The sequence below is a fragment of the Teichococcus aerophilus genome (genome assembly GCF_014490485.1).
GTDB lineage: Bacteria > Pseudomonadota > Alphaproteobacteria > Acetobacterales > Acetobacteraceae > Pseudoroseomonas > Pseudoroseomonas aerophila.
In genome coordinates this window covers 1-3235 of the sequence record NZ_JACTVA010000115.1, presented here as the reverse complement: position 1 = coordinate 3235, position 3235 = coordinate 1, and the positions used below count along the sequence as shown (strand labels likewise).

Below are 3235 nucleotides of genomic sequence, written 5' to 3'. Positions count from 1 at the left end.
CGGGCCGGCGGCCAGCAGGGCGGCGAAGGCACGGTCCCGCAACCGGGCACGGGCCTCGGCGCCGGCGGCGGCCTGCGCGCGCTCCTGCGCCACGGTCAGCCCGGTGGCGAGCAGCGCTAGCGCAGCGGCACCGGCGAGGTCCGCCCAGCCGGCGTCTCCGCCCAGGCCGTCCTCCAGCGAGAAGCCGTGCCCCAGCAGGGCCGCCAGCACGCGGGCAATGAGCCAGACCTGGGCGATGCCACAGGCGATCGAAGCGATGCCGAGCAGGATGGGACGCGCGAGACGCCCGCGGCCTTCACGGGCCGCAGCCGACAACAAGGCGCGCGCCCGGGCCGCCTCAGCCTTGGGGGGCATGGACATGGTCGGGCGTTCTAGAACAGATCGGCGCCGGGGGGTATCGCCGCCTTGCGCGATTCTGCTCCCGTCTGGCTGCCTAGGATCACGGCGTCGGTGCACGGGAGTGGCGAGGTCTTGGGCAACAGGCGCCTGGCTGCGCGTAACGAACAGGGGCGCAGGCCTGGCGCGGGCCTTGCCCCATGGCGAAGGCAGCAAGGCCGGGGGAAGGAATTCCCCCAGGCGCCCATCTTTTTTCTGTTCATGGGCCTGTGGCCAGGCTCGGTCTTTGCAGGGCGATGTCAGCCGCTGGGCCAGGCCGGTTATCGTCAGCTTCGCCCGGACGCAGCGTCTTTCCTTCAGCCCTTCATAGGACCGATCCGCAATGATCCTGCCCAGCCACGGCCGCTACGCCTATCACCCCTGGCCGGGGCGGGCGGCCTATGCCTGGCCGGGCGGGGCGAAGCTGGCGGTGTATCTCGGCCTCAACCTGGAGCACTTTGCCTTCGGCGAAGGCCTGGGCGCCGAGTTGGCCCCCGGCGCCAATGGTGGCGGCGGGCCGCAGCCGGACGTGCTGAACTACGCCTGGCGGGATTACGGCAACCGCGTCGGCGCCTGGCGGATACTGGAATTGCTGGACGAGCTCGCCCTGCCCGCCACCGTGCTGCTGAACAGCGCGATGTATGATTATGCGCCGGAACTGCTGGCCGCCCACCGCGCCCGCGGCGACGAGTTCGCCGGCCACGGCCGCACCAACAGCGAACGGCAAAGCGTGCTGGACGAAGCGGCGGAACGGCAATTGATCGCCGATTCCACCGCAGCCCTCCTGACGGCGGAAGGCGCGGCGCCGCGCGGCTGGCTCTCCCCCTGGATCGCGGAAAGCACCGTCACGCCGGACCTGCTGGCCGAGGCCGGCTACCGCTACACCCTGAACTGGTGCGCTGACGACCAGCCGATCTGGATGGCGACGCGGGCCGGGCCGCTGCTCGCTATCCCCTACCCGCAGGAGGTGAACGACATCCCCGCCATCGTCGCCCGCAAGGACGGCGCCGCGCAGTTCGCCGACATGATCATGGATGATTTCGACGAAAGGCTGCGCCAGGTGCGGGACGGCGTCCCGCAGGTGATGGGCATCGCCCTGCATCCCTACCTGATCGGCCAGCCCTACCGGCTGCGCGCCCTGCGGCGGGCGCTGGCGCATGTGGCGGCGGCGCGCGACACCGTCTGGATCACCACGGCCGGCGGCATCCTGGACCACGTGCTCGGGTTGCCGGAGGGAGCGGTGCCCTGAAGCGGTTGAGAGGGGCGCTGCCCCTCTCAAACTCTCCCCGACAAAGGCCTGAGGCCTTTGGAAACCCGTTCCTAGGGTGCTCCAATGAACGGCGCACCCAATCCAAGTATTTGATATAATTATATATAATAGCCACCCCAACATTCCCCGCATATTCAATGGGGACCGATCGGCCACGTCCCTACACGGCGAAGCCCAGAACAACGCGCTCTATGCCAGGCCCGAAACCCGCCTCCCGCAAAGCGAACCCTCACCCCCGCAGCCGCCCAAAACTACAAAAAAGAAGATGGGGGCCCGGGGGAATTCCTTCCCCCGGCCTTCCCCCCCAAACGCGCCGCTTCCAGCGCGGCGCAGGATTTGCTTCGCTCCTCCGCATGAGTGGATGCATCGAGTTCGTCCTGAATGGCGCCCCGCGCCGCCTGCCTGCCGGCACCCGCCCCGGGCAGACCCTGCTGGAATGGCTACGCGGTCCCGAGGCGCGGCTGACCGGCACCAAGGAGGGCTGTGCGGAGGGTGATTGCGGCGCCTGCACCGTGGTGGCGGAGGAGGCCGACGGCACCCGCACCCCGCTGAATGCCTGCCTGGCTTTGCTGGGCCAGATGCATGGCCGCGCCTTCCGTACGGTGGAGGGGCTGCGCGCGCCGGATGGCGGCCCCCACAAGGTGCAGCGGACGATGGCGGAGGCCGATGCCACGCAGTGCGGCTTCTGCACCCCGGGCATCGTCATGTCCGCCTGGGCGCACCCACGTGCCAGCGAGGGTGCCTGCGCAGAGGGCGCGCATGCGGCGCTGGCCGGCAATTTGTGCCGCTGCACCGGCTATCGGCCGATCCTGGAGGCGTTCAAGCAGGTGGAAGATGACGGCGCGCCCCCGCCTGCCATCGGCACCGCCAAGGCCGGGACGTTCAGCGCGGAGGGGCAAGATTTCCACCTGCCCACCGACCTGCCTGGCCTGCTGGCGCTGCGTGCCGCCCTGCCGGATGCCTGGCTGCTGGCCGGTGGCACCGATCTCGGCCTGCGTGTCTCCGAGCACCGGGAGGTACCGCCAGCCATCCTGTGCCTTTCCGCCGTGCCGGAACTGCAAGGGGTGGAGGTCATGGAGGATGGGCTGCGCATCGGCGCCGCCGCGCCGTACGGAAGGCTGTTGAAGGCGCTGGAAGGCGAGCCGGATTTCGCCCCGCTGGCCGCGCTGCTGCGCCGGCTCGGGTCGCGGCAGATCCGTGGCATGGGCACGCTGGGCGGCAATCTCGGCACCGCGTCGCCGATCGGCGATGCGCTGCCACCGCTGCTGGCGCTGGGGGCAAGCATCGTGCTGGCCTCGGCTGCGCGGGGGGAACGGGCGGTGCCGGCCGCCCGCTTCTTCACCGGCTACCGGCAGACGTTGTTGGCACCGGACGAGATCATCCTCCGCATCGACCTGCCACGCCCGCCGCCGGGCAGCGTGTTCGTGTGTGAAAAGCTCTCCAAGCGGCACGACCAGGACATCTCCGCCGTGTCCGCCGCCTTCCTGCTGCGGCTGGAGGGCGCGCAGATCGCGGAGGCGCGGCTCGCCTTCGGCGGCATGGCCGCCACCCCGGCCCGCGCCGCCGCCGCCGAGGCCGCGCTGGCCGGCG

General features: G+C 70.6%; 2 protein-coding genes and 1 pseudogene. 2 read left to right on the top strand and 1 reads right to left on the bottom strand.

Going from position 1 to position 3235, the window contains the following annotated elements; translation table 11 throughout:
* Window positions 1–360, bottom strand: a pseudogene (locus IBL26_RS25280) (thiol reductant ABC exporter subunit CydD); the annotation flags it as partial.
* Between the two features lie 358 nt (window positions 361–718).
* Here IBL26_RS25280 and IBL26_RS25275 point away from each other — a divergent pair.
* Both IBL26_RS25275 and IBL26_RS25270 read left to right on the top strand, forming a co-directional pair.
* Window positions 719–1624, top strand: coding sequence for a polysaccharide deacetylase family protein (locus IBL26_RS25275; protein WP_187787261.1), 906 nt, complete (start codon window positions 719–721; stop codon window positions 1622–1624).
* A gap of 374 nt (window positions 1625–1998) precedes the next feature.
* On the top strand, window positions 1999–3235 hold a 1237-nt coding region (locus IBL26_RS25270), incomplete at its 3' end, for an FAD binding domain-containing protein (RefSeq protein WP_187787260.1).